The following is a 25913-nucleotide window of genomic DNA, read 5'->3' as shown; positions in this document are numbered from 1 at the left end:
GAGTATTTAACCGGGCTGACCGTCCGGGCGCGGTGTCGACAGAAAGCGCCAGAAACGCAGCACAAACAGCGTAAAACCCAGACACCAGAAAACCGCGCTGGCCATCAGCCAGGGCATGGGGTTTGCCACCAGCCCAGCAGCCGGAACCCGGCACAAAAATGCGAAGAAGATGGCAACAAAGGCGAGCGTCATGGTCCAGTCGACGGTTAGCAGCCGCCCGGTATGACCGAGTGAGACACGGGTAATCATCGACAGCATCATCAATCCCAGCGTGCCGATGGTCAGCGTATGCAAGGCCAGCGAGCGCGAAAAAGTCGGCACCAGCAAAGCGACAGCAAACAGCAGTAAACTCAACGGTAACAGTGAATAGGCCAAATGCAGTGACCACAGCAACGGCGTTCGAACCGTGACCTGAGGCCGCCAGCGCAACGCGCGCCAGCTATTCAGCACGGCTGCTGTCATCAGCACCAACAACGCAACGCTGTGCGGCAACAAATAAGGATAAGCGACCACGACGGCGCTGAGCACCAGTGTTCCAATGGCGGTGCGTTCCAGCCACAACAGGTTTTCGACCCGTCGTGTGCGGGTACCGTTGGCGGTAAACATCGGAAACACTCGCCCGGCCATAATCGCGATTAAAACCGAGATGACCATGACCATCAGATAGGCCGCCTGCTGCGCCAACAGTGCCTGCCCTAGGTGGGCCGCAATATGCATGATGCCGTTCACCGCGATCATAGCGGTCAGCACCGGAAGAAAGACCAGATTGCGCCAGCGCTGCGCTTTGACAATCGGCCGCATCAGCAACACCAGACCGACCGGCAAAAAGGCCAGATCCAGTGCGATCAACACAGCTGGCGGCAGCGGCAGCGGCACGATCATCAACACTCGGGCGGATAACCAGAGCAAAAACAATCCGGCCAGTGGCCAGCCGTTCAAACCCGGCAAGCCTGTCCAGTTTTTCACAGCGGTTAACAGAAACCCCATCACGATGGCCGTGCTGAAACCGAACAGCATCTCATGCAGATGCCACCAGTAAGCGCCGCCATAAAAGGTCAATTGAATCTGCCCGCTCAATACCAGCGCCCAAAGCGCAATACTGAGACTGGCAAAGCCTGCGCCAGCCAGAAAGAACGGCCTGAATGGCAAGCCAAACCAGGCATGCAGACTGGCCATAGGCGGGATGGCTGATAAGCGGTTATGCACGGGGATCATGTCGGGCTCCCGAAATCGGTCGCGTCGGTCAACAACAGTTGTCTCAGCGCCGAGCCTTGCGGCTCCCCCGTCAGATCACTGAGGTAAAAACCGTCGAGCACAACAAAAAAGGCTTCCTGTGCCTGGGCAAACATACTCTTCAATTCGCAGGCCGGTGTGATCACGCATTGGTTATTTTTACCAAAGCATTCCACCAGCCGGGTTTTGTCTTCGAGTGAACGCACCAGTTTGCCGACATTAATACGTTGTGCCGGTTCATTGAGCGACACACCACCGTTTTTCCCCCGAACGGCTTTGACATAACCGGTTTGTGCCAGCGACTGCACCACCTTCATCAGATGGTTTTTCGAAATATCGTAAGACTGCGCTATCTCACTGATGGTGCATTGCACCGGGTCTTTTACCGCCAGATAGATCAGCACCCTCAATGAATAGTCGGTGTATCGGGTAATGTTCATGGCCTGCTCTCTCCCGTTTGAGAATTTTTAAGATGCATATAGTTTACATCTTTAAAAGCAAAATGTATGCTTCTCCATCATTAAAGATGCATTTCATTTACATCTTTATAAAAAGACTCTGACAACCGGTTTAAAACAACGATTAACCGGGCCGGATCATCAATCGCTGTGGAGACAGACTTATGAAACAATACTATCGGCTCTGGTGGATTCTCCTGTCCATCCTGGCCATCACCTTTGGCATCCTGGGTTACTTCGGCAAGGAAGTTTACCGTCAAGCGCCGCCGATTCCGGACAAAGTCGTGACCAGCTCCGGCGAGCTGATTACCACCGAATCTCTGATTCTCGATGGCCAGAATGCCTGGCAGTCTGTCGGCGGTATGCAGTTGGGCTCCATCTGGGGACACGGCGCTTATCAGGCACCGGACTGGACCGCCGACTGGCTGCATCGTGAGCTGATGAACTGGCTCGAACTGGCTGCGCAGGATGAATTCCAAAGCCCCTACGCCAGTCTCTCAGAACGGCAGCAGGCCGATTTAGAATTCCTGCTGTCAAAGGCATATCGACAGAACACCTTTAATGCCGAGCGCAATGAACTGGTTATTTCGCAGCGGCGCTATCAGGCGATACAGCTGACGGCCGATCACTACGACAAACTGTTTGGCGGCCACCCTTCGCTCGCCGAAACCCGCGCCAACTATGCGATGAAAACCGTCACCCTGCCTGATGACGAGTATCGTCAGCGCCTGACCGAGTTTTTCTTTTGGACCGCCTGGGCAGCGGCAACCGAGCGCACCCCCGGCGAAGCGACCTACACCAACAACTGGCCCCATGAACCGTTGATTGATAACGTTCCAACGGCGGAAAACATCGTCTGGTCCATCGTCAGTGTGGTTATACTCATTGCCGGTGTCGGTGGTCTGGTCTGGATCTGGGCGTTCTTCCGCAAGGAAGACGACGAAGAGCTGACGGCACCGCAGCAGGACCCACTGGCCCGCCTGCAACTAACCCCGTCCCAGAAGTCACTGGGTAAATACCTGTTTATCGTCGTAGCGCTGTTTACACTGCAGGTGTTCCTCGGCGGCCTTACCGCTCACTACACGCTCGAAGGCGACAGCTTCTATGGGCTGGACTTTATCGCTGAATTCTTCCCGTACAGTCTGACCCGTACCTGGCACCTGCAGGCGGCCATGTTCTGGATCGCCACGGCCTTCCTGGCCGCCGGTTTGTTTCTGGCGCCCATCATCAATGGCGGTAAAGATCCTAGGTATCAGAAACTCGGTGTCGACATCCTGTTCTGGGCTCTGGTCTTGGTCGTCGCCGGTTCGTTTATCGGTAACTACCTGGCCATCGCTCAGGTGATTCCACCGCATCTGAGCTTCTGGCTCGGTCATCAGGGTTATGAATATGTTGACCTGGGTCGTCTGTGGCAGATCGGTAAGTTTACCGGCATAGTCGTGTGGCTGGTGTTAATGCTGCGCGCCATTGTGCCAGCGCTGAAGATACCCGGTGACAAGCATCTGCTGGTGCTGTTCTCGGCCTCGGTTGTGGCTATTGGTCTGTTCTATGGTGCCGGTTTTGCCTACGGCGGCCGTACGCACCTGTCAGTAATGGAGTACTGGCGTTGGTGGATTGTCCACCTGTGGGTTGAGGGCTTTTTCGAAGTCTTTGCGACCGCGGCCATGGCCTTTATCTTTGTATCGATGGGCATTGTCTCCAAGCGGATGGCAACAATTGCCGCACTGGGTTCAGCGTCTCTGTTTATGCTTGGCGGTATTCCGGGAACCTTCCACCACCTGTATTTCTCCGGTACCACTACACCGGTAATGGCCGTTGGTGCAGTCTTCAGCGCACTGGAAGTCGTACCGCTGATTGTGCTGGGCTATGAAGCCTGGGAACACTATCGTCTGCAAACACGCGCGCCGTGGATGCTGAAAATCAAGTGGCCTCTGCTGTTCTTTGTTGCTGTGGCGTTCTGGAATATGCTCGGCGCCGGTGTCTTGGGCTTCTCGATCAACCCACCGATTTCGCTGTACTACGTGCAGGGGCTGAATACCACGGCCACGCACGCGCACGCGGCTCTGTTCGGTGTTTATGGATTCCTCGGCCTGGGCTTTGTGCTGCTGGTGCTGCGCTATATCCGCCCGCAAATGGTGTTCAGTGAAACGCTGATGAAGACGGCTTTCTGGTGGCTCAATGTCGGTCTCGCCCTGATGCTCTTTACCAGCCTGTTGCCGGTCGGCATCATCCAGTTTTTTGCCAGCGCTTCCGAAGGTTTATGGTATGCGCGCAGTGAAGCTTTCCTGCAAACTGACTTACTGGTCACCCTGCGCTGGATCCGCACCTTTGGCGACGTAGTCTTTATTGTCGGTGCGCTGGCCGTCAGCTGGCAGGTTGTACGCGGACTGTGGTTCGACCGATATCAGTCTGTGCCAATGGCAACAGTAACCGAAGATTCCGTCTGCTGCGGGAATTGTGGCGGTCAGGACAATCAATCCCCTGAACTGACCAGCAGTCGCTCACCGAGCTGACAGAACTCACCCTGTCCCTGGCCCGTCTCCAAGTGGCGGCGGGTCTTACCGAATAGCACTTACTTAAGGCTTATGTAACCATTAAATATAATTTTCGAAAGCCAACGCGACTTGGTTCAACACTTCGTTACGGGCTAATCTGGTCCGACGATTGGTTTTGTTTCTTGAAGAACGAATTTCTCAGAGGTTTTTTCTTTCCAAGAGGGGAGACCTTCTTGCTCTCCCTTTCCCATCAGCGCTGTTGCTCATCCAGATATTGTGCTCGGTCGAACAGCCGCATTCTTGATGTAATTCGACTGAATGCTTTGACCTGTAATGCGTGAACCCTAGTGTCCTGAGTCGGAAGTTCGTATAGTTTCAGAGTTAATGGGAAGATCCGACGGAGGCGCTGAATTAGAACGCTCCTCCCAATACTTAAACCCCCGCATAATTTAGTAAACGCAGTAGCTGCAACCCTACCCGCTATTGCTGCTGTGTTTGCTCGCCACACGCTTGAAGCTCTGGGAGCCAGTGCTCATCGATTACTTCGGCGATTATTTCAAGTCGGCTTTCAGCACTGGAGCCTACCTTGGTTTCCGTCATTTCATTTTCAACGACATTGTAAGCAAAGCACCCTTCGGTCGTCGTCAATACAGCCTTCAACCGTTGAATGCGTTGTTCTGTCATTAAACTTTGCAACCATTGCAATACGCGCTGGCGGTTAAACACAAACGTCGACGGAAACTGCCAACCGATACTGGTGTAACCATCGTTGGTTTCAGCGCCAAGTTGAGTATTAATGACTGATATGTTCGGCAGTTGTTGCAATGCTATGGAACGAAAAACCGGTTGATGCGCGGGTACAGTAGGTGATGCCTGTGCTGAATGCTTTGTCGCGCCAATTATGTCAGCCAAAGCCAATTGGCCACGTTCAATAAACATTACTGGCTCGGTGGTCATCTTTTTTTGTTGCACATAGGCAATCAGCCGATGCGCATCACCTTCTTCATACAGTTCCGACTTGGTACCAACAATACAATCGGCAATGGCTAACTGATCATTAAATACTGGGTGTTGCGTGTATTTTTCTTGGTTGAGTTTGCGGGCATCAACCAAGGTAACCACCTTTTCAATGGCCAGTACGTGTTGGTAATGCTCTGCTTGCAATGCTTTTAAAACTTGCTTCGGATGACCCAGCCCGGTCGGCTCAATGATCAAGCGATCCGGCTTAGCATGTTTTAACAGTTGATTTAAAGCGACTTGCATCGGTACACCGGCGGCGCAACACATGCAGCCACCGGGGACTTCACGAATATAAACAGAATCACCACCCATTTGCTGGCTTTTCAGCAAGGCACCATCAATACCTACATCACCAAACTCATTCACTAAAATGGCCCAACGCTCATTGTCGGGTTTAAACTGCAACAGATTTAATATCGCCGTGGTTTTCCCGACACCCAAAAAACCCGTCACTATGTGCGTGGGAATCGCCGTTAATTTTGCATTAGAACTCATAAACCTTTATCCAATTACGCAAGTCACGCCCGCCGACTTCTGCTTGGGCGGTGAGGCTGCACTTAAAACCGCAAAAGTATCACTGAACAAATGACATCCAGCAACTCCATTGGGGCGCTTGCTCATGCTCGCCAAACGGTGAAATCACGTACTCATCGCAATCAACATCACCGATTAATACCTTTCAATAACCTTTGATCAAACGCATTCGAAATGCTTTCTCGTTATGCCACCTCACCAAAAAGACAAACCAAATTAAGACCAATTTGAATTGGACCACCAAATACAACTTAAATTCATCATTGTTATTCCCAAAAATTCTCAATACGTAACAAATCTTTAATAATCAATAAAAACAATAAGTTAAGAACATATCTCATTTGCTGTTTTCTAACAACATTCCGAAAACTGTGACAATCTTCTAAAAAATGAAATGGTTCTAACTTTCAAACCAGGGTCTCAACTGTGTAAATTACGTCCACCCAATTTAATGGTATTAAATTGGTATCAAACAAAAATAACAAAGACGACGAAGGATGTACCATGAATAAAAAACGACTACTCCTATCCGGCCTGTTTTGCGCCATTAGCACCAGTGCATTAGCTGCGGTGCCTGCAAAGCCAGGCATTGCCTGGATGCCCGGCAACTACGATAACGGCGACAACATTTCCGTCACCTGGAATATGTGGTGGGGTGAAAACGGTAATCAATGGCGCTTAAAAGACAATAACGCACCTATCTGTGAAGGCTCCCTGACGATTAGCGGTCAGAATGCTCAAACGGGCTCTTGCACTACCGGTTACAGTGCCGGGTCTCATGAGCTGATTGTAGAACTTTGCAACGCAGACGGTTGTGCGGTCAGTAACCCTGTCACCATTACCGTGGCTAACGGAACGACAGATCCTACAGATCCTACAGACCCAACAGACCCAACAGACCCAACAGACCCAACAGACCCAACAGACCCAACAGACCCAACAGACCCAACAGACCCAACAGACCCAACAGACCCAACCGATCCTACGGATCCAACCGAGCCGACAGATTTAGTGAAACCGGCAACGCCTGCTATCGCTTGGATTGGCGAGCAGAACATTGCCAGTGGTTCGGCCACTTTCACACTGACGTGGAATATGTGGAGCGGTGCAAACGGCAATAAGTGGTACTTGTACGAAAACGGCACGCAAATCCATAGTGCGAGCATTTCGGCAAACAGCCCAAATGCGCAAAGTGGTTCTGTTCCTGTGACGGTTACCGCCAATGGCGACAATCAGTACATCGTCAGTTTGTGTGACAGCAATGCCACTGCTGAGTTGTGTACCGATTCCGCTGCCACCACCGTTAAGGTAACGGGTGGACCGACCGGCAGTGATGACTGGGACACCACCGGTTGGCCTCAACCACTGAAGCAGAACAACGTTGCATTTACCAATACCACAAACAAACAAGTGGGCGCCTATTTCGTGGAATGGGGTATTTATGGCCGCAACTACCATGTGGCCGACATCCCATCCACCAACCTGACGCACATCTACTATGGCTTTATTCCTGTCTGTGGGCCGAACAGCTCGTTACAGGAAGCAAACGCGCAAGGTTATTCTGCATTAGTCAGCCAATGTTCCGGCAAACAGGATTACGAAGTTGTTGTGCATGACAAGTTCGCCGCGCTAGAAAAAAATTACCCAGGCGATGTTTGGGACCAGGAAGTGCGTGGCGTTTTCGGTCAGCTGTACCGACTGAGCAAAGCACAACCTGACTTGGTGATTCTGCCTTCCGTAGGTGGCTGGACGCTCTCAGACCCGCTTTACGACATTGGCGTAAACCCAGCGGCACGCGCGGTATTTATCAACTCCATCATCGCGTTCATCAAAGAGTACGACTTCTTTGACGGTATCGACATCGATTGGGAATTCCCAGGCGGCGGCGGTGCAAACACCACACTCGGCACACCGGAAGATGGCGTTGGTTTTGCCATTCTGATGAAAGAACTGCGTGAAGCGTTGGATGCACTGGCATTAGAAACTGGTCGCACGTATCAACTGACGGCTGCCATGAGTGGCGGTGTTGAAAAGCTGTCCAAAATCGATTGGGAAAATGCTGCGCAATACATGGATTACATCAATCTGATGACCTATGACTACTACGGCGCCTGGAACGGCACCCTGGGACATCAAACTGGTTTGTACGCGGCGCCAGATGCAGCTATCGCGGGCTACAGCGCACACGATGCCGTACAACATCTGTTGTCGCGCAATGTACCACCACAAAAAATCTCTCTCGGCGCAGCCATGTACGGTCGTGGCTGGAAAGGCGTCACCGGTGGTCAACCGGACTATCCGTTCACGGGCACAGGTGGTGAAGGCATTACCGGCAGCTGGGAGAAAGGGATTGAAGACTACAAAGTCATCGTCTCCAAATATCAGGGTGGCGAAAGCGGCAATGGTATCAACGGCTTCCAGCTGAAATGGGATGACATTGCCAAAGCGTCCTACCTGTGGGATTACACAAACGGAGCCCTTATCACATTCGACACACCTCGTTCGGTTCAGGCCAAAGGTGAATACGTTGTGCAGAATAATCTGGGCGGAATATTTGCCTGGGAAATTGATGCCGACAACGGCTCCATCCTGAACGCTATGCATCAGGGGCTTGGTCACAGCCAACCTTAAACGCAACCGCTAATAAAAACCCGCGCTTCGGCGCGGGTTTTCGGAGTGAACTATGAATAAGAAAATTTTGATCAGTGCCCTGGCCGGGATGAGCCTGACCACGGGTGCGTATGCTTATAACTGTGATGGACTGAATGCCTGGAACGCCAGTATCGCTTACAGCGGTGGCGCTAAAATACAGCATCAGGACGTCGCCTATCAGGCGAACTACTGGACTCGTGGCAACGACCCTGTACTGCGCAGTGGCGACTATCAAGAGTGGTCTTCTTTGGGTGACTGCGACGGCATCATCATCGAGCCACCGTTAACACCACCGTCAGTCAGCTTGGTCGATCCAGTTGCCGGAAGCTATGACGAAGGCACGCAACTGACTTTGTCTGCGAACGCAAGTGACAGCGACGGCAGCGTCGTGGAAGTAGTTTTTCAAGTCGATGGCAACAGCGTCGCGACGTTGACCAATGCGCCTTACGCGACCGTCTGGACGCTCACCGCCGGCACTCACACCATTACTGCTCGCGCGAAAGACAACGATAATCTGTACGCTGAAGCGTCGGTGTCCGTGACCGGGACCACCGTGACTCCGGGCAATGAAATCCCGCAAGTCAGCTTAACTTCGCCATCGTCCAACGCGCAAATTGCCGTGGGCGATTCGGTCGCTATTGCGGCATCCGCGTCTGACGCAGACGGCAGCGTTGCTCACGTCGAATTCTTTGTAGATGGTGTTTCTTTAGCCGTTGATACAACCGCGCCGTTCAGTACCGATTGGCTCGCGAACACCGCTGGCTCGTTCCAGTTGTCGGCAATCGCGACCGACAATGAGGGTGCAGTTTCAACCGCGAGTGTAGTTGCAGCCACCGTCGGAAACGACATGCCGCCGCCACCAACGGCCAGCTGCCAACCGGAAGGTTTGTATCAAACAACCGGTATCGATGTGCCTTATTGCTCGGTGTATGACGAGAACGGACGCGAGCGTTTAGGCGCTAACCATAACCGTCGCATCATCGGTTACTTCACCAGCTGGCGTACCGGTGTCAACGGTCAACCGAGCTACCTGGCCAGCGATATTCCCTGGCAAAAACTGACGCACATTAATTACGCGTTCGCGCACATTGATGATCAAAATCGTATTTCGGTCGGCGACGTTAACGATCCGAAGAACGCAGCCACCGGCTTAACCTGGCCAGGCGTGGTCGGTGCCGAAATGGATCCTGCGTATAATTACAACGGTCATTTCAATTTGCTGAACAAATTTAAGAAGCAATACCCACACGTGAAAACGTTGATCTCTGTTGGCGGCTGGGCTGAAACAGGTGGTTTCTTCGATGATACCGGCGCACGTGTTAATAGCGGTGGTTTCTACAGCATGACCACCAACGCTGATGGGTCAGTGAACACCGCAGGTATCCAAACTTTTGCTCAGTCGGCGGTGGCATTTATCCGTACCTATGGCTTCGACGGTGTCGATATCGATTACGAATACCCAAGCTCCATGACCGGTGCTGGTAATCCAGACGACTACTGGATTTCAGATGCCCAACGCGGCAAGCTCTGGGCTTCGTATCAGGTCCTGATGAAAACTCTGCGCGAAGAATTGGACAAAGCGTCGGCTGCCGATGGCACACACTACATGCTCACCATCGCGTCGCCTTCATCCGCTTACCTGCTGCGCGGCATGGAAGATTTTGATGTCACGCCGTACTTGGATTACGTCAATATCATGTCTTACGACCTGCACGGCGCCTGGAACGATTACGTTGGCCACAATGCGGCTCTGTACGACACCGGCGCTGACCTGGAACTGGAAGAAGGGAACGTTTACGGGACTGCGCAATACGGGAAAATCGGTTACCTGAATACAGACTGGGCCGTCCATTACTTCCGGGGTGCATTGCCCGCCGGTCGTTTGAACATTGGCGTGCCATACTACACTCGCGGTTGGGAAAATGTCACCGGTGGCACCAATGGTCTTTGGGGTAAAGCTGCGTTACCGTCGCAATCCGATTGCCCAACGGGCACCGGTGTATCCTCACCTTGCGGTTACGGTGCACTCGGCATTAACAACCTATGGCACGACAAAGACAAGAACGGCGTTGAACTGGGCGCAGGCTCCAACCCAATGTGGCATGCGAAAAATCTGGAAAACGGCATCGCCGGTTCTTACCTGCCTGCCTATGGTTTCGATGCAAACACCACGCTCAGTGGCACCTACAACCGCCATTACGACAGCGTCGCGGAAGCGCCTTGGCTCTGGAACGCACAGAACGGCGTATTCATTTCCACCGAAGACGAACAGTCAATGACGGCAAAAGTTCAGTACGTGATTGACCAAGGCGTGGGCGGCATTATGTTTTGGGAATTGGCGGGCGACTACGCCTGGTACCCAGAACGCAACAACGGCGCGGGTGAATACTTCATCGGTGATACTCTTACCAGTATTGCGTACAACGCGTTCGGCAACGCATCACCCTATGGCAATGTCACCGCTGATAACATCACTGCGCCCACCGAAGTGGTTGACCTCGCTTACGACTTTTTGAACTACAAGGTCGGCGATAACAACTACCCACTAAACCCAACCCTGCGCATTAAAAACAATGGCACACAAGACATTCCCGGTGGCGTGACCATTGAATTCAACATGCCAACGGCAACATCGAGTGTCATTAATGATCAGTCAGGTATGAACCTAAAAGTCATCAGTGATGGCAGTAACCCTGCCGGCAACAACGTTGGTGGTCTGCAAAACACTTTCCATCGTGTCAGCCTGACGTTGCCTGCTTGGCAAACATTGGCGGCCGGTGCCGAAGTAGACGTTACCATGAACTATTACCTGCCGGTTCCGCGCCCAACGGGTGTGGAAGTTATCGTAGGTAGCAACCGGTATGGTACTGCTCAGGAATACCCAAGCTTGCCGATTGCCGATCTAAGCACGGGCGGTAACAACGGTGGCGATAACGGCGGCAACAATGGCGGTGGCGACGGCAGCTGCGACGCCACCGGCGTTGCGGTATACCCGAACTGGCCACAAACCGACTGGGCTGGTAACCCGGACCATGCCAATGCCGGCGACCAAATGGTACACAACAACGCAATCTGGAACGCGCTTTGGTACACACAAACCGAACCCGGCAGCGACAGCTCTTGGGCGCTGGAATGCAACCTGTAACCAGCTAAGGCAGCCTCACACGAGTTGACCCGCCTCTCGGCGGGTCTTTTTTTGGCCTGACTATTCGTGCCCCAACTCAACCCGTACCTGTGGAAATTGCTCAGCAAATGACACCAACGCATTCAAGCTTTGCCGCGCAAACTGCTTGTTTGTTTCACCCGGCGCGGCGGGTGCCAAACGCTGATGAAAACCGAACCCAAAATGGCTAGCATCTCCTGTAACCAACACAGCGCCTTTTGTGTCATTCAGCAAATAGGACACGTGACCAGCGGAATGTCCCCTAGTCGACAATGCCCAAACCGAGCCATCGCCGAACACATCCAACACCTCGTTAAAGGGCGCGATGGACGCGGCATGTTCAAACGACAAGTATTGCCAATGTCGATGCTTTTCCAGTAAATCCGTATTGATCAGTTTCCCGAGCCAATCGTATTCTCGGACGTCGGCAATCACCGGCATGTCCGCCGGAAACGATTCGATCCCGGAAGTATGGTCCGGATGCAGATGCGTAAGGAACATACCTTTCAACGTATTCACCGGGATCAGTGCATCCAACGCTGGTGTGGTCAAAGAATTCTCAATGTTCGACAGTTTAACCATGACACGCATCAACCCGTTATAATTCCCTTCATTTTGGTCCGCGAACGAACGGTGAAACCCCGCATCAATGGCGAACAGACCATAGTTCGGGTGTTCAAACACATAGGCTTTTACGGCGAGCGCAGCGTACCGCTCTGACCAATCTTGCGGACCTTGCTGCAGCAGTGAATTTCGATCCATCTGGATAGCACCAACACGCAAGACCTGTACATTTAAATCAACCGGATGATTCAGCACAGAGGTCCAACCCTTATTGGAAACCGTGCCGACCTTGAACTCCGTCAACGCGGGTGACGGCGGTATAAACAACCAGGCCAGAAGAAGAAATGCCACCGCCATTGCAAACAAAACAGCACGAACAGGACGTCGGAAAAAACGCTTCACAGCGTCAGTCAGGGATTGAAATGATAGGTGCATAAAATAATTCTCTCGACTACGTTTTATGCACTCTACACTCTGCCCTATAGGGTAGAGTCAAGCTTTGTATAAATTGAACTGGGTCTTCAGCGTAAACCAGAGGAATCGCATAAGGCGCGTCAATTGCAGAAATAATGACTTTCTACTGTATTAATTTAATTCAACCAGAAGACTGCGCATGATCGGTATTTAACGTGGCACTCACCAACGCCGAAAGGACCTCTAAATCAGTCGGGTTTGCAAACGCCTTTTCGAATAATACTAAAGTGGTGACATCGTTTTCACTTAGCCAGGAAAAACTCTGTTTCGACCCGAGGTACCAACGATTTCTGAGTTCGAAATAAATTTCCAGCAAAGCACAGGGAAGCCAAGTTCTCCGATATTGTGCTTCTACAGAGTTTCCCGCTGCTCTGTGCAACATATTTTTTGCCCACTCTTTCAGGTGATCGGTGGCATCCGGTTTAATCGGTTCAGGTCCGACTTCAAACACCTGCGTAACCTCTGTTAAGAACTGACGTCCTTCACCGTGTTTATCAAGCAATAATCTTCCACCGACAAACCTCAGGAACTCTTTTTTCTCTGGCACGGCTTCCGAGAGAGAATACAACCAGCAATCAAGTTTCTTACCTTTAAACAAACGAACATCTTTTGAAACCGAAGGATTCTCACAAAAACAAGCGAGATCGATATCACTTTCATCCGCATAATCACCACGAGCAATAGACCCATAGAGAACGATAAATTCAGGATTATGCTTTTTTGTCAGATCTTCGGCTGCTTGTAATGCGATTTCTATCAGGTTGGTCCTTCCTGCTTGGTAGAAATTACTGAACCTCACCGGCTTAGCGTGTTCATGTTTAATGATCAGATTTAACACAAAAAAAGCGCGATCACATCACACGCGCTCGACAGACAAATTTTCACGAACCTTAGATTCCAGTTGCTGCAACTGGCTCACCTTTTCCTGCAAGGTTTGAATCTGCTCCGAAAACTCTCTTTTTTTTCGGTGAATATAGGTTAAGGTTCGTTGGCACCTGTCAACAGACGATTGCGTTTGATAACGGATAAATTCTTCAATTTCCGCCAACGTCAAACCATGTTTTTTACACAATTGAATCAGCTGCATTCGTTCTTGAGCCGCGTCATCGAACACGCGGTACTTACCCTGCCGTTGCACCTCAGGCAACAACCCTAACTGCTCATAATAACGTACTGTTTTTACACTAACGCCGCACTGCTGTGCAAACTCACCGATATACATAAGCTAGCGTCCTCGTTGATAACACATCACCATGGGTCTTCGTTGAAAAAATTCAAATGTCTGTTTGCTCAACACGAGTCATGTCTTTTAAAAACAGGCGCACCTGTCCCGGGGTTTTCAATTGAATCACTTGCGCCCGGTCGGCGACTTTTTCGATATGCGACCAAGTAATGGGGTGAGTATCGCGAGGGTAACGCCAAAGCCATTTCAGAAACTGGAAATCCAATCGTTCGGTACAGCCGTTGTTCATATCGGGGCGGGCTTTCCCGTGGTACATAATCCGACGCTTGATCGCCCGCCAAATACAGCGATATCGGCTTAAATTCAGGTATATGATGGTATCGGCCTGTGCGAAGCGTACGTCCATCGTACCGCCATAGTTGCCATCGATGATCCATTCCTCTTGGCTTACGAAGCCCTGCTGTATTTCGATCCAACGGCTCCGCTCTGTCTCAACCCAGCCCCGCTGCCAAAAATGGTTGTCCAAATGCACCACCGGCAAACCCAGCACATAACCTAAGCGACGGGCCAAGGTCGACTTCCCTGCCCCCCCAGAACCCACAATGGCAATTTTCTTCATGTCTCGCCCTTTCTATGACTTTGTATCTAAGCTTATAAAACATTGGTCCGCAGAAACCGACACTGCGTAACTTGAATATCACCGTTTCACCCACACGTAGTTTGCTCAGCCAACGCATATTGGCCACAACATACCCTCTGGAGAGAAAAATGCCCGATTTCCCAAAACGCTGGCCTGCCACCAACCCTGGCATCATTCAGCTTTATACGCTTCCGACGCCCAATGGCCAGAAAGTTTCCATCATGCTTGAAGAGATTGGTTTGCCGTACGAAGCGCATCAAATCAACATTATGGAGGGTGATCAATTCGACGAAGATTACCTGAAGATTAACCCGAACAACAAGATTCCCTCAATCATCGACCCTTATGGCCCAAATGGGGAGCCTATATCGTTTATGGAATCCGGTGCCATTCTGCTGTACTTGGCTGAAAAGACCGGCAAGCTGTTACCATCAGACCCTGCGAAACGTTGGGAAACCATTCAATGGCTGTTTTTCCAGGTAGGTCATGTCGGACCTATGTTTGGTCAGTTTGGGCATTTTTATAAGTACGCCGCCGATAAAACAACGGACGACTATGGGATGCACCGCTACCGTGATGAAAGCCAACGCATTTTAGGTGTGTTAGAAAAACGTCTGCAGGATGGTCGCCCCTGGATTATGGGCGACGACTTGACCGTGGCAGATATTGCCATTGCCCCATGGATTAAAGGCCTGGACTGGTACGAAGGCCATGATGAACTAGGCACCAACAACTACCCATTAGTCGAGCAATACCGGGGCCGCTTCTACGACCTGCCAAGCGTGCAACGTGGCTCTGTGGTTGGAGGCTAACCCGCTTAGCACAGCCGCCTAGCCCGAAAATTTCACCATATCGCTTAAGGGGAGTTCTACTCTGGACTTAAGAACGAGGTTAGGGCCAGGCTGTGCATTTCTTCTCTCCGCATTCAATTACGTTCCATCTGCATTTTCTTTACATGCGATTGTTCACGCTATACTTTGCCGTTAATTCTCATATTTAAACGGATGCGTAAACGATGACCGATTTTCTGTTGTTAGCCACAATACTGCTGGTATCGGGTGTTATTGCTGTGCCAATCGCCACCAAACTGGGGCTGGGCTCAGTGCTGGGCTATTTGATCGCCGGTGTCGTAATCGCACCCTTACTGAATCTTCTGCACGTGGATGTCGTCTCAATTCAGCATTTTGCCGAGTTTGGCGTGGTCATGATGCTGTTTCTGGTTGGGTTAGAGTTGGAACCCAAGATGCTGTGGAACATGCGTCACAAATTATTGGGGCTGGGTGGTTTACAGGTAACCGGCACCACCACGGCTGTTATGATTATCGCCATGTTGATGGGGCAGCCTTGGTCTGTTGCGCTGGCCATCGGCTTGGTGTTTGCGTTGTCGTCCACCGCTATTGTTCTGCAAACATTGAATGAAAAAGGCTTAATGAAAAGCGACGGTGGTCAGGCCAGCTTTTCGGTATTGCTGTTTCAGGATATTGCGGTAATTCCTATGCTCGCATTGATCCCCTTATTGGCGTTACCTGAACTATTGGACATCACGCACGCCGCAGCTGAACACGCCGCAGATGATGGTCATGGTAACACGCTAAGCCTCGTGGACGGTCTTAATGGCTGGCAAACCGCCTTAGTCACTGTTGCTGCCGTTGCTTTTGTCCTGTTTGTGGGCAGTTACCTTACCCGCCCCCTATTTCGCTTCATTTCTACCGCGAAGCTGAGGGAGCTGTTCACCGCGACGGCATTAATGATGGTTATCGGCATTGCATTATTAATGTCGTTAGTGGGCTTGTCTCCCGCGTTGGGCACCTTCCTGGCCGGAGTAGTTCTGGCCAACAGTGAGTATCGTCATGAACTGGAATCCGATATCAACCCGTTCAAAGGCTTACTGCTGGGTTTATTCTTTATCACTGTGGGCGCAAGCATTAACTTTTCTCTATTGTTTGACAATGTGGGACTCATCCTCGCGTTAACTTTTGGATTAATGGCGTTGAAGGCCAGTGTTCTGCTGATCCTCGGCAAGATATTCAGAGTGAATGGCTACGACCGCTGGCTCATGGCAATCGGCCTGGCTCAAGCCGGTGAATTCGGCTTTGTCTTGCTCAGCTTTACGGTCGCCAGTTCGGTGATTCCAACGGATATCGCGGACAAACTGATGCTTGTGGTCGCCCTTTCTATGCTGTTCACTCCGCTGCTATTTATCTTTCTCGACAAGGTAATCGCTCCCAAGTTCGCGACACCAGAACGTGAAGCCGATGTGATCGATGAGAAAACAGACATCATCATTATCGGCCACGGTCGTGTGGGTGGCATTGTAAACCGTATGATTCGCGGCCTGGGGTATAAAACAACAGTAATCGACTATAGCTCTTCACAATTGGAAATGCTGCGTCGCTTTGGCTTCACAGTTTTTTTTGGTGATGGTACACGCCCGGATTTACTGCACGCGGCGGGCATTGAAAATGCCAAGATGCTGGTTATTGCTATTGATGACCGTGAACACATTACAGACCTCGTTAAATACATCTCAAAACACTATCCGCACGTACATATCATATCGCGCGCCAGGGACCGTACCCACGTGTATGATCTCTGGTTTGCCGGGTGTCGGGACATTGTCCGTGAAACCTACGACAGCTCCCTGCGCATGGGACGCTCAGCCTATGAAGCACTCGGCTATACCCGTGAGCAGGCTGAAGCGCTCGTTGTAGAGTTCAATCAGCGAGATCGAGAAGCCATGCTGGCAACAGCGGAGGTGTATAAGCAAGATGTTCCGTCAAGCCAAAACCCGGAATTTGTCGAGATGGTGCGGAAAATAACCAAAGAATGGGAAGAAGACCTTCTGGGCAAAAGCGTGCACGCTCATCCAGAAGAATGATGACCTAAAATGGCGCACTTAATGTGCGCTGAAATAGTTTTTGGACTATTCTAAAAACAAAAATAGAGACAGGCCTACAATTCATGAGAGCCCTTCTAGCAGTAGTGCTGATATGTATGTTCGTTACCGTTGATGCGAAAACAATTATCAGCTATCGGCCTCCATCAGCAGACGGTGATGTCAGAGACAAGTACTTCATTGACTTACTGACACTCATCATGGAAAAAACACGCGACGAGTTCGGTGATTATGAGTTGACCTTCTCCAGAGACATTATTGTTCAATCGCGCGCGGCGGCGTTAATTGCGGCCAACGACCGAATCAATATCCTTTGGAGTATGACATCTCCCAAAAATGAACAGATGCTGCGCCCCATTCGCATTCCATTGCAAAAAGGTTTATTAGGATACCGAATCTTTATTATCCGAAAACCAGACGCGCAACAGTTCGCTAACATTGAGAGCTTGTATCAACTGCAGCAGTTAAAAGCCGGACAGGGTCACGACTGGCCAGACACCGACATACTCCGTAGATCGGGATTTCCAGTAGTCACGTCACCGTCCTACCAGAGCCTCTTCAAAATGCTCAGTGAAAAACGCTTCGACTACTTTCCGCGCGGCGTGGTAGAACCCTACGAAGAAGTCGCAGCTCATCCAGACATGAACCTGACTGTAGACTCCAACATTCTCCTGTCATACCGAGCACCCATTTACTTCTTTGTTAGCAAAGAAAATGAAGTCCTTGCTAGCAGACTAGAAACCGGCCTGATGTCCGCTATAAATGACGGTAGCTTTGATGAATTTTTCTATAATCATCCTCAGATAAAACGCTTTCTAGAAGAAGCCAACCTTACCGCACGCAAACGGTTCGTCATCAACAATCCGCTCTTGACACCGGAAACGCAAAAAATAGTCAACGAAGCAAAGTACTGGTACCCCTACCCTGAATCGTGGCCAGAATAATTCACCCGCATACTCTGTCGGTATGAAAAACTAATGGGGATCTCAGTTGATTTTCCATGGCAAACATGAAAAATTGAGCACCAACTTCACCGACCGGACGCAGCACATGGATTTATCTTCAGATCAACGTGAAACCGATATCGAAAACAACGACGCAATGCTCACTCCAACGGAGGCTCGAGTGCTCGGCTCGCTGATGGAAAAACAGATGACAACGCCGGATGTTTATCCACTGACACTCAACAGCCTGGTATTGGCGTGCAATCAAAAAACCAGCCGCGAGCCGGTGATGAACTTGCAAAATGGTGAAGTCCAGCGATGCCTGAACCAACTCGAAGCACGGGACTTGGTGGAGATCGAATACGGTTCGAGAGCCGACAAATTCAAACAAAAACTCAGTAAAGCCTTGAGTTTCGATAAAGCGGAACAAGCAATTTTCTGTTTAATGCTGTTACGTGGCCCGCAAACGGTGAACGAACTGTTCAGTCGCAGTCATCGTATGTTTGACTTTGGCAGCGCCACGAAGGTACAGGAACTGCTGGAAACCCTTCTCGGTAAACTGAAACCATTGGTTGTAAAAATCCCCGCCCAGGCCGGACAACGGGAAGATCGTTACACGCATTTATTGTGTGGAGAACCAGACCTCAGTGCACTGCCGAAGGCGACGGCTTCGCGCGCGGTCGACCATTCGGCAATCGATGAATTGACTCAACGAGTGGAGATTCTGGAAAAACAAGTGGCGGATCTTATGGCCAAATTATCGTGAACCGTCGTCACCCTAATCCATGCCACACGGTTCAACGTGCAAGCTGGCTATGGTGGTTAGTGATTGCGTCGAGCATCGGTTTATCGCCGCTCAGTCGAGCGGCGGAATTTCAGATTGACCCTGAAAACTCCTACATTCATGTCATCACCGACAAATCTGGGGCTCTGAAAGGGCTGGCGCATAACCACGTTGTGTCGCTGTTGCCACTCGCGGGAAAGGTGAGTTTCGACGCCATCGACATCGCATCAGTCAGCCTCACGTTTAAACCGACGCTTTTTACCGTCGATACACCTGAGAACATGGCCATGTACCCGGATATCTGGGAAAAGACGGTCTCGGAAAATGCCGCCGTCGGCACAAAAGAAAACATGCTCGGTAAAAAACTGCTCTATGCCGAGAAATACCCTGACGTAAACGTGGTATTAACGCTGCATTCACTCACCGACAACGACGCCCTGTTCAACGCGAACATTCAATTGAAAAACAACAACTTAAATTTGCGCATTCCCGGTCAGTTAAACGCGACGGACTCTCAGTTATCGGCCCAGGCCGATTTCGAATTGACCAACGAACAATTAAAACTGGAACCATTCAAAGCCATGGGGGGCGCTATGGTGGTGGGCAAACAGCTTAGATTTATTGTCGTGATCAACGCGAAAGTGCCTTGAGGGAACCAAGTCTGCTTTGATTCCCTGCCGAATCGAAGCAACGCCCTAGAGTTTGTTCAGTTTGTACCGAGTTAAATTCCCATTCACGTCACTGGTTTTGTTGATGTAGACATAGGCGGCTGCATCACTGCCCGTGAACTCCATAACAAACCCTTCCAACGAGTCATTATCGATCAATAGAAAACTTTTTGGTAAACCATAGGCGTATAGAGGTACGTAAAAACCAGAGTAGCTGACATCGGTTTCATTCATATCTATTAAGGTAAAGGTACCATTCTGGCTTCCTTTCAAAATGAAATTAACTCCTTGGATTGCCCAGCTGCCGACAAACGGAACTTTCTGGATGGGTGGCTCTGGTAAACGATGCGCCAACAGGACTTCACAGTTATCATATTCACACATCATTATCCAACGAGCTTTGTGCTCAACTTGATTACTGATATGAAACGACACTTTGTCTTCCTCGGCGATAAAAGACAGTTCACCACCAGCTTCGTAATTTAGCTCACCATCATCAGATGAGAAGATTGCGAACCCGCGTGCATCGAAGACCAGGAATCCAAACAAATCGTCATCGAACACTTCCCATTGACCATACAAGTCATTGGTCTTCGCCTGCTGAGGCAATCTATTAACCAAAACATCCGGGAGTACGCCTCGCGCGTAGTCTTCCAAGGGCTTCCCATAAGAGGCTTGTTCATTTTCATCGACCAGCGAAATTGCGTTTTTCTGAAACTCAATGGCTTTTTCAAAAAAGCCTAGTCGCGCCATCGCCAGCGCGACCGAATCCATGGACGCGGGATAGTCCGATAAATTTGAATTAGTCAATAGAAGTTCCAGCGCAGAATTGAAAAGATCTTCAGAGCCGTCGATTGGGTTCGTTAAAAATATCCATAATGCGCTGTTCGCCATATACAGATCATATATCGTTTCATTCTCGGTGCCTCGTAACAACCAGTGCATGGCAGCTTTGTAATCGCGTTCAACGCCATTTCCTTCGACATAGCGCTTTGCCAACTTCAACACCACACTGTGGTAAATCCCAGGCTCCTCTGCTCGGTCAACGGCATTGGCCGCTCTCAACACCCAGCCAAATGCTTGGTCATGGGATGCAGTCCCCATTTCGCCCTGATCCAGAAATTCGGCTAACTCCAACATAGCCTCAACATCACCTTCAATGGCCCCTTGAAATGATCGATTGAACGCAGTCACGTCGGCTGCAAAAGAAAGTGCGGTCAGGTTTCCAAGCACAACAGCACAAAAAAACATTTTCAGATAGCTTTTCATAATTTTCCTCTATGTACCTACTTCTAAAAGGATAACCCAAATTATGACAGTGAAAATGTTCGATTTTGTTACCTTGCAACTCACCTTGGATGTAACATTCGAACACAGGCCTTCAGTTCATGGATTCAGAAAATTGAAGGATAGAGTCAAAAACAAAAACTTCTGCCTTCGACTACTAAAGCAACAGAAATAGCGTCGACACCTCAGTAACTGGTGCCTTTAATGGCCTGCGCGATAAACTGCTTAATGCCGTCGTTTACCGCAGGCTCCCGGAACGCGGGGGTCATCTTAACGGGCTCGACAAATACACCTTCGTCAATCAACCGGCTGATTTCCGGCAAGTAATTCATGGAGGTCTTACCCACCAGCAAGCGGTTAAAATTCGGCTCTTGCGGGTGCAGGTTCAGAATCTTGTGGAAGCCCTGCAGGTATAAATAGTCTTTGGTAAAACCACCCCCTCGGTAAACGCGGGCGGTAATGGTAAACGCTAACTGATCCGGTACATCATATTGTTCTTTCAATAGCAAAAAGGTATTGCGGAAGCTTTTTTCGGTAATCATCGAATCCACCGCCAACACCCGCAGCGCCAGTGTCCGCAACCGCTTAACGGTCATAAACCCTGCCTGGTACTCGGCGAAAATGGCCAAACCCTCTTGCGTCATGGTATTCAATGGGCAACCTAACGACAGGATCTTCAGTGGTTGCGCCTGACCATTCAATGTTGTCACCAGATGCACACCCAGCTCATGATGGGCGAGTGCTTTGGCATCGGTCAGGTTGATTTCAGCTGCACTGTTTATCTTCACCCGGGTACCGGATACCAAGGCGTTGGCAATCATCGAGGCATCTTCAATCAGCTCGTACTCATACCCCTCGGCCTGACCAAAATCATTCAACAAGGTTTTGATCTCCGCTGCGCCCAACACCGGTTCATCGCTCAGATCTTCCTGAGGTAAATGTAGAATGAACTGCGCGTTGCGCACATCCTTTTCGGTAGGTTCACCATAGTAGCGCAACGAGTCATACAGAAATTCCGGCGTACCAAGCGACTTGTATTGGTCGACCTTATCGACATAAGACACAATAACGTCCGCGTACAGTCGATACAGATCGGGGTGTTGAATGGTTTCTATCGGTAAATTGAACAGATCGCGCTTGAGCAGAAACGGGTCGATGGCGTGTTCACGATAGACGAATTGAGGGTCAACCGAAAAATGTTGATCGAAAAATAGCTGGCGCTGTTCGCGATAATTAAGAGGCCCGATCGCATTCAGAATATCGATGTCGGCAACTAATGTTGTCAGCTTTGCATCCAATGCCTTGAGAGATTTGTCGATCACCGTATTGGCATGATCGTTTGAAGCCCGGACCACCATGGTTAACCCCTTGCCTGGTACCGCCGAACCATTCGGCGGCGTGCTATAAGTATATCTACGATAGATTCAGAAACGAATCGCATTTTTTTCACCGAAACGTTCGTCAATTTGCCAGACCACTCAAAGCGCACCCCGTTCATGTGCCTGAGCCATACGTACGAACGATTGCACATAATCCAGGTTTTCCTCGCCCTCGCGGAAGCCCAGGTGGATTTGCTTTTGAATGCCCTGCTCCCCCAACGGAAGATACGCAATGGGTAAACGCTGCTGATATTGTTCCACCAACCATTTAGGCAAGGCGCACACACCACGTCCGGCAGCAACCAGTTGCAGCATGATGTCGGTATCTTCAATATCCTTATTTTGCGCTGGCTGACATTGAGCGGGCAGTAAAAATTGAGTGAAAATGTCCAACCGTCCCTGCTCTACCGGGTAGGTGAGTAAAACCTCGGACAATAAATCCTTGGGTTCTGCAAAAGACCGCTGTGCCAATGCGTGTTTTGCCGGTACAACCAACACCTGTTCGTAGTCAAACACCGGCACAAACCGCACCCCACTTTTCTGCAATGGGTCCGGTGTGACCAGCACATCGATATCGTGGCTGAACAACGCCGCCATTCCACCAAACTGAAACTTTTGTTTTACATCCACATCGACAGAGGGCCACTGCTGTAAATAGGGTTCAACGATCGCCAGTAACCATTGATAGCAGGGATAACACTCCATTCCGATCCGTAAACGCCCCTTTTCCCCTTTGGCCATCAATTGCAGTACCTGTTCAGCGTGCGACAGCTGCGGCAATAACCGGTTCGCCACCAACAACAGGTATTGCCCTGCCTGCGTCAATTGCAAGGTGCGTCCGCTGCGCTGCCAAACCTCAGTACCAATCTGCTCTTCAAATTTCTTCATGGTGTGGCTTAACGCAGATTGCGTGAGGTTCAACTGACGCGCAGCGGCCGTCATGGTGCCGACCTCTTCAATGGTTTTTATAATCGACAAATGATGACGTTCTATCATAAATCAAAACACACTCACTACTGGATAAGGCCTTATTAAGCCAGCTTTTTGGCACCAAGCCAATCATGAACATCACTTCCGATAGAAATCAATGAATTTAACTCATACAACAATGAAGAATGACCATTTTTTATTTGAGGTCTAAAGCCGTAGTCTGCCGGTAACAAAAGGAGACAATACATGGCAATCACACACAACCTTGGGTACCCCCGTATCGGTGAAAACCGCGAACTGAAATTTGCGCTGGAACGCTACTGGCGCAATGAAATCGACGCGCAAGCCCTCCAAGACATTGAGCAGACTCTGAAAGTTCGCCATTGGCAACATCAGCAAGAGCTGGATCTGATTCCTGTTGGAGACTTCTCCCTTTACGACCAAATGCTCGATATGAGCGTCACCTTGGGCGCTTTGCCGACGCGTATCACCGAGACCCAGGGTTCGCCGCTGGATCATTATTTTCGCTTTGCCCGTGGCCGTGCCCAACAGCAGTCCGACTGCCACTGTGTGCACGCCGGTGAAATGGTGAAATGGTTCAACACCAATTATCACTATATCGTTCCAGAACTTCAGGCAGAGTCGACTTTTCAACTCAACAGCGAACGACTGATCAACGAGTTGACATTGGCCAAGCAACACCAGGTAAATGCCAAGCCAGTCATCATTGGCCCGCTCACGTTTCTCGCATTGAGCAAAACGACTGACCAAAGCGACCCGCTGGATTTACTGCCGAAATTGATCCCTGTGTACAGTCAACTGCTAAAAACTTTGGCCGATCACGGCGCTCAATGGGTCCAGATTGACGAACCCGTGTTAGCGACAGACTTGGAATATCCATGGCAACGCGCCTTCGAAGCCACTTACCACCAATTGCAAAGTGCCCCGGTAAAACTGTTGCTTGCCTGTTATTTTGGCGAACTGCGCGACAACCTGCGTCTGGTTTGCGAGCTGCCCGTCGCCGGTCTCCACATTGATGCCGTAGAAGGCCAGCAGGAAGTGCAACGAGTGGTCGATTGGTTGCCAACACACAAGATTCTATCGCTGGGTGTGATTAATGGTCGTAATATCTGGAAGGCCGATCTGACGCAAACCGTTGACTGGCTGCGCCCGTTTGCCGACAAACTTGGCGACCGTTTGTGGTTGGCACCCTCTTGCTCTCTGTTGCATGTCCCGGTCGATCTCGACAGAGAAGACAATCTGGAGTCAGGGCTAAAACAAAGCCTTTCTTTTGCAAAACAGAAAATTGGTGAGCTTGCGTTACTATCCAAAGCGTTGAGTAATCCAGAACAGGTTCAGGCGGCACTTGAAGACAACCGCCTAACGCTGGAAAACCGTCAACAATCGGTGCAACTCCACAACCCGGAAGTACGCCTTAAAGTCAGCCGGTTAACCGCGAGTGACGCGTGTCGCCAATCGCCATTCCACAAACGCCAAGCCGTGCAGGACGAAAGATTAAATCTACCACCCTTACCGACGACGACGATCGGCTCGTTTCCGCAAACGCCCGACATTCGTTTGGTCCGCAAACAATTTAAGGCAGGCGAGATTACGAACGAAGCCTATGAACAACGTCTCCAACAGGAAATTCGTTATGCCATTGCCGAGCAGGAAGCGATTGGGCTCGATGTACTGGTGCACGGTGAACCTGAACGGAACGACATGGTGGAATATTTCGGTGAACAACTGGAAGGCTTTGCGTTCAGCCAATTTGGTTGGGTTCAGTCTTACGGCTCACGTTGCGTAAAGCCACCCATTCTGTTTGGCGATGTGAAACGCACTCATGCTATGACGGTGCCCTGGACCCAGTACGCGCAAGCACAGACCAACAAACCCGTTAAAGGCATGCTGACCGGTCCGGTAACTATTCTCAACTGGTCTTTCGTGCGGGAAGACCAACCCCGCGCCGATACCTGCTTACAAATTGCGATTGCCATCCGAGAGGAGGTGCACGCATTAGAACAAGCTGGGACTGCTGTTATCCAGATTGACGAAGCCGCCCTGCGCGAAGGCTTGCCTTTGCGTCGTAGCGATTGGTCAACGTATTTGGACTGGGCCGTCCATGCATTTCGAATCAGCGCTAACGTCGTGCGAGACGACACACAGATTCACACCCATATGTGTTATTCCGAATTTAATGACATATTGCCCGCGATCGCCGCGATGGATGCCGATGTGATCACCATCGAAGCGTCACGATCGAATCTGAAGTTGCTGTCTGCCTTTGACGCCTTTGAATACCCTAATGCGATTGGACCAGGCGTGTATGACATTCACTCACCCAACATACCCAGTATTGAAACGATACAATCTTTGATCCGGCAGTTTAAAAAACATCTGCCAACACAAACATTGTGGGTTAACCCGGACTGCGGACTGAAAACCCGACAATGGGAAGAAGTAAAACCCGCGCTGCGCAATATGGTTCAGGCGGTGGAAATATCCAGGCAAGTTCTGAAAGTTCCGGCGCCAGAAAAGGAGCTGGTTACGCAATAAAACATAGAGCAGCTTTGACTAATCCAAATCACCAAAGTCCTATCAGATCGAGA

Annotated in this window: 20 protein-coding genes; 9 read left to right on the top strand and 11 right to left on the bottom strand. The window is 50.4% G+C overall.

The features are described 5' to 3' along the window. Nucleotides 1-6: 6 nt before the first annotated feature. From IYN85_RS15510 to IYN85_RS15500, 3 genes are all read right to left on the bottom strand, one after another. Complete coding sequence (locus IYN85_RS15510) at nt 7-1215, bottom strand: NnrS family protein (RefSeq protein WP_196159835.1); 1209 nt, start codon at nt 1213-1215, stop codon at nt 7-9. Continuing rightward, nucleotides 1212-1673 (bottom strand): Rrf2 family transcriptional regulator, encoded by a 462-nt coding sequence (locus IYN85_RS15505; RefSeq protein ID WP_196159834.1) that lies wholly within the window; start codon nt 1671-1673, stop codon nt 1212-1214. Before IYN85_RS15505 ends, IYN85_RS15510 begins: the two co-directional genes overlap by 4 nt. 80 nt (nt 1674-1753) lie before the next feature. Then, nucleotides 1754-1951 carry a hypothetical protein gene (locus IYN85_RS15500; protein ID WP_196160178.1) on the bottom strand — a complete coding sequence of 66 codons (198 nt, stop codon included), beginning with the start codon at nt 1949-1951 and terminating at the stop codon, nt 1754-1756. Nucleotides 1952-1975: 24 nt separating this feature from the next. Between IYN85_RS15500 and IYN85_RS15495 the strand changes: the two genes are divergently transcribed. Further along, the gene (locus IYN85_RS15495) at nt 1976-4204 is read left to right on the top strand and encodes a nitric-oxide reductase large subunit (protein ID WP_370592215.1); all 2229 of its coding nucleotides are present in this window, start codon (nt 1976-1978) and stop codon (nt 4202-4204) included. A gap of 462 nt (nt 4205-4666) precedes the next feature. On the opposite strand, the gene IYN85_RS15490 is transcribed toward IYN85_RS15495, so the two are convergent. Beyond that, complete coding sequence (locus tag IYN85_RS15490) at nt 4667-5701, bottom strand: GTP-binding protein (protein WP_196159832.1); 1035 nt, start codon at nt 5699-5701, stop codon at nt 4667-4669. A 543-nt stretch (nt 5702-6244) separates the two neighbouring features. Between IYN85_RS15490 and IYN85_RS15485 the strand changes: the two genes are divergently transcribed. Then, nucleotides 6245-8371, top strand: coding sequence for a glycosyl hydrolase family 18 protein (locus IYN85_RS15485; RefSeq protein WP_196159831.1), 2127 nt, complete (start codon nt 6245-6247; stop codon nt 8369-8371). 52 nt (nt 8372-8423) lie between these two features. Beyond that, the gene (locus IYN85_RS15480) at nt 8424-11537 is read left to right on the top strand and encodes a glycosyl hydrolase family 18 protein (RefSeq protein WP_196159830.1); all 3114 of its coding nucleotides are present in this window, start codon (nt 8424-8426) and stop codon (nt 11535-11537) included. 60 nt (nt 11538-11597) lie between these two features. Here IYN85_RS15480 and IYN85_RS15475 read toward each other — a convergent pair whose 3' ends face one another. From IYN85_RS15475 to IYN85_RS15460, 4 genes are all read right to left on the bottom strand, one after another. Then, entirely contained in the window at nt 11598-12554 is a 957-nt protein-coding gene (locus tag IYN85_RS15475; protein ID WP_196159829.1) for an MBL fold metallo-hydrolase, read from the bottom strand. A 160-nt stretch (nt 12555-12714) separates the two neighbouring features. Then, complete coding sequence (locus tag IYN85_RS15470) at nt 12715-13431, bottom strand: nucleotidyltransferase domain-containing protein (protein WP_196159828.1); 717 nt, start codon at nt 13429-13431, stop codon at nt 12715-12717. An 18-nt stretch (nt 13432-13449) separates the two neighbouring features. After that, nucleotides 13450-13815: a MerR family transcriptional regulator gene (locus tag IYN85_RS15465; RefSeq protein WP_196159827.1), complete on the bottom strand. Its 366-nt coding sequence runs from the start codon at nt 13813-13815 to the stop codon at nt 13450-13452. A gap of 52 nt (nt 13816-13867) precedes the next feature. Then, entirely contained in the window at nt 13868-14395 is a 528-nt protein-coding gene (locus tag IYN85_RS15460) for a DNA topology modulation protein (RefSeq protein WP_196159826.1), read from the bottom strand. Nucleotides 14396-14544: 149 nt separating this feature from the next. Between IYN85_RS15460 and IYN85_RS15455 the strand changes: the two genes are divergently transcribed. From IYN85_RS15455 to IYN85_RS15435, 5 genes are all read left to right on the top strand, one after another. Then, nucleotides 14545-15228 (top strand): glutathione S-transferase N-terminal domain-containing protein, encoded by a 684-nt coding sequence (locus tag IYN85_RS15455; protein WP_196159825.1) that lies wholly within the window; start codon nt 14545-14547, stop codon nt 15226-15228. A 203-nt stretch (nt 15229-15431) separates the two neighbouring features. After that, nucleotides 15432-17294: a monovalent cation:proton antiporter-2 (CPA2) family protein gene (locus IYN85_RS15450; protein ID WP_196159824.1), complete on the top strand. Its 1863-nt coding sequence runs from the start codon at nt 15432-15434 to the stop codon at nt 17292-17294. 116 nt (nt 17295-17410) lie between these two features. Then, nucleotides 17411-18256, top strand: coding sequence for a hypothetical protein (locus IYN85_RS15445; RefSeq protein WP_196159823.1), 846 nt, complete (start codon nt 17411-17413; stop codon nt 18254-18256). 106 nt (nt 18257-18362) lie between these two features. Then, entirely contained in the window at nt 18363-19022 is a 660-nt protein-coding gene (locus IYN85_RS15440; RefSeq protein WP_196159822.1) for a YceH family protein, read from the top strand. Then, nucleotides 19019-19690, top strand: coding sequence for a hypothetical protein (locus IYN85_RS15435; protein WP_196159821.1), 672 nt, complete (start codon nt 19019-19021; stop codon nt 19688-19690). Before IYN85_RS15440 ends, IYN85_RS15435 begins: the two co-directional genes overlap by 4 nt. Nucleotides 19691-19735: 45 nt before the next feature. On the opposite strand, the gene IYN85_RS15430 is transcribed toward IYN85_RS15435, so the two are convergent. The 3 genes from IYN85_RS15430 to IYN85_RS15420 form a co-directional block, all read right to left on the bottom strand. Continuing rightward, a complete protein-coding gene (locus tag IYN85_RS15430; protein ID WP_196159820.1) occupies nt 19736-20977 on the bottom strand; it encodes a sel1 repeat family protein in 1242 nt (413 codons plus the stop codon). Nucleotides 20978-21180: 203 nt separating this feature from the next. Beyond that, nucleotides 21181-22353, bottom strand: coding sequence for a flavohemoglobin expression-modulating QEGLA motif protein (locus IYN85_RS15425; protein ID WP_196159819.1), 1173 nt, complete (start codon nt 22351-22353; stop codon nt 21181-21183). A gap of 120 nt (nt 22354-22473) precedes the next feature. Next, nucleotides 22474-23370, bottom strand: coding sequence for a LysR family transcriptional regulator (locus tag IYN85_RS15420; RefSeq protein ID WP_196159818.1), 897 nt, complete (start codon nt 23368-23370; stop codon nt 22474-22476). A gap of 180 nt (nt 23371-23550) precedes the next feature. Between IYN85_RS15420 and metE the strand changes: the two genes are divergently transcribed. Beyond that, nucleotides 23551-25860 carry a 5-methyltetrahydropteroyltriglutamate--homocysteine S-methyltransferase gene (metE, locus tag IYN85_RS15415; protein WP_196159817.1) on the top strand — a complete coding sequence of 770 codons (2310 nt, stop codon included), beginning with the start codon at nt 23551-23553 and terminating at the stop codon, nt 25858-25860. Nucleotides 25861-25913: the final 53 nt, after the last annotated feature.

It is taken from the genome of Reinekea sp. G2M2-21, assembly GCF_015687175.1.
Taxonomy (GTDB): Bacteria; Pseudomonadota; Gammaproteobacteria; order Pseudomonadales; family Natronospirillaceae; genus Reinekea.
The sequence above is the reverse complement of the archived record's forward strand: the minus strand, read 5'-3'. Positions and strand labels throughout refer to the sequence as shown.

Bases quoted from the DNA above. Each gene is read 5' to 3' on its own strand.
- IYN85_RS15420 (WP_196159818.1), bottom strand. From the start codon at position 23,370: ATGATAGAACGTCATCATTTGTCGATTATAAAAACCATTGAAGAGGTC.
- metE (WP_196159817.1), top strand. From the start codon at position 23,551: ATGGCAATCACACACAACCTTGGGTACCCCCGTATCGGTGAAAACCGC.
- IYN85_RS15445 (WP_196159823.1), top strand. From the start codon at position 17,411: ATGTTCGTTACCGTTGATGCGAAAACAATTATCAGCTATCGGCCTCCA.
- IYN85_RS15425 (WP_196159819.1), bottom strand. From the start codon at position 22,353: ATGGTGGTCCGGGCTTCAAACGATCATGCCAATACGGTGATCGACAAA.
- IYN85_RS15430 (WP_196159820.1), bottom strand. From the start codon at position 20,977: ATGAAAAGCTATCTGAAAATGTTTTTTTGTGCTGTTGTGCTTGGAAAC.
- IYN85_RS15505 (WP_196159834.1), bottom strand. From the start codon at position 1,673: ATGAACATTACCCGATACACCGACTATTCATTGAGGGTGCTGATCTAT.
- IYN85_RS15490 (WP_196159832.1), bottom strand. From the start codon at position 5,701: ATGAGTTCTAATGCAAAATTAACGGCGATTCCCACGCACATAGTGACG.
- IYN85_RS15460 (WP_196159826.1), bottom strand. From the start codon at position 14,395: ATGAAGAAAATTGCCATTGTGGGTTCTGGGGGGGCAGGGAAGTCGACC.
- IYN85_RS15475 (WP_196159829.1), bottom strand. From the start codon at position 12,554: ATGCACCTATCATTTCAATCCCTGACTGACGCTGTGAAGCGTTTTTTC.
- IYN85_RS15440 (WP_196159822.1), top strand. From the start codon at position 18,363: ATGGATTTATCTTCAGATCAACGTGAAACCGATATCGAAAACAACGAC.
- IYN85_RS15465 (WP_196159827.1), bottom strand. From the start codon at position 13,815: ATGTATATCGGTGAGTTTGCACAGCAGTGCGGCGTTAGTGTAAAAACA.
- IYN85_RS15510 (WP_196159835.1), bottom strand. From the start codon at position 1,215: ATGATCCCCGTGCATAACCGCTTATCAGCCATCCCGCCTATGGCCAGT.
- IYN85_RS15485 (WP_196159831.1), top strand. From the start codon at position 6,245: ATGAATAAAAAACGACTACTCCTATCCGGCCTGTTTTGCGCCATTAGC.
- IYN85_RS15455 (WP_196159825.1), top strand. From the start codon at position 14,545: ATGCCCGATTTCCCAAAACGCTGGCCTGCCACCAACCCTGGCATCATT.
- IYN85_RS15480 (WP_196159830.1), top strand. From the start codon at position 8,424: ATGAATAAGAAAATTTTGATCAGTGCCCTGGCCGGGATGAGCCTGACC.
- IYN85_RS15450 (WP_196159824.1), top strand. From the start codon at position 15,432: ATGACCGATTTTCTGTTGTTAGCCACAATACTGCTGGTATCGGGTGTT.